This window comes from Burkholderia sp. BC1 (assembly GCF_052683555.1).
In genome coordinates, this window is record NZ_JBQYLP010000171.1 from 1 (window position 1) to 1,335 (window position 1,335).

General features: G+C 55.4%; 1 protein-coding gene and 1 pseudogene. Both read right to left on the minus strand.

The genetic code is table 11. The annotated features are described in order from the left end of the window. Positions 1-223 (minus strand): annotated as a pseudogene (locus ACSHSS_RS30175) (aromatic hydrocarbon degradation protein); the annotation flags it as partial. A gap of 77 nt (positions 224-300) precedes the next feature. Next, entirely contained in the window at positions 301-1,224 is a 924-nt protein-coding gene (locus ACSHSS_RS30180; protein ID WP_232036327.1) for a zinc-binding dehydrogenase, read from the minus strand. Positions 1,225-1,335: the final 111 nt, after the last annotated feature.

The following is a 1,335-nucleotide window of genomic DNA, read 5'->3' on the forward strand; positions in this document are numbered from 1 at the left end:
CTAGATAGGCCCCATGCTCCATCAAGCCCAGCGTTGCCGGGTTCTCCATCATGGCGGCCGCGCCAATATCGTATGCTACGCCTGTGCCCCCCATGGCCCGGGACACGGGGCCATAGCCCTCCAGATTGAACACGTCAGTAGCGTTCGCATTGCCCATCGCAAATAATGCCACCGAAAAACCCACGATCACCCGCACAGCGACACAACTCTGATTGGTCTTCAATTTCGTCTCCTTACCAGATTTTTCTAATAATGGTATGAGCGTTCGCGCGCTCGCCCTCGCTTTACGTCGAAGCAGGTTTATGGCCGGATCAGTACCTTCATTGCGCTGTCCGATTTCTGATGAAAGACGGAGAATGCCTTGTCGACATCAACAAGTTCGAACGCGTGTGAAAAGTACTCTTGCGGATTGATCACACCACGCTCCATCATCCGCAATGCCTCCCACATGTAAGGCTGCGCGTTAGCGAAGCCATTCATGTGCAAGCTGATATTGCGCAGAAACACATCGGCCAAATTCAGATTGAAAGCTGAGTCGCAGAAAACGCCGATCGCGGCAACCGTTCCGCCGGGACGAACCAGATCGAGGCACATCTGTAGGGTTTCGGGATAACCGACCACCTCGATCACTTTGTCAAAGCCACGTCCGCCGGTTTCTGCCAGTGCTTTTTCTTTCCAGTCTCCCTGGTTCGCATCAATCGCGACGCACCCCTTTTTGCGCACCACGTCAAGACGATGGGCAACCTTATCGAGGATAACCACGCGCCCTGGCCCTCTGTGCAGCGCGATATCGAGAGTCATCATTCCCGTCGGCCCGCAGCCCACCAGTGCAACATTCTCCCCGACCTGGATATCGGCCAGGCGGTTAGCGATGATTGCCGACGGCAGGTTGCAGGAAAGCGTAACCGCCGCTTCATCGGGAATTCCCTTCGGCACATTCATCGCGTGGCCATCCGCGTGAGGAACGATCAGGGCCTCCGCATGAGTTCCATTGATGCCGCCGAAAGGTACGCCGAATCCATAGACCGCGTTTTTGGTAGTCTCGCAATGTGCGGTCTGCTCGACCTCGCACATGTAGCAGTGTCCGCATGAGACTGAGTACCCCATACTGATGCGATCACCCTGCTTGAAGCGCCCAACGCTCTTACCGATCTCCACGACTTCGCCGATCAACTCATGACCTGTTTGGGACTTGCCTTTTTCCATGATTCGGTTGGGGTTCATTCATGGCATGGTTTCCTTGGATTACTTAAATTGGGCTCGCATGGCGCCTTCGCTCAGACACCGCTGGGATAGAACGCATCGGCATGGATGTGCCCGGGTACTATGCCTAGG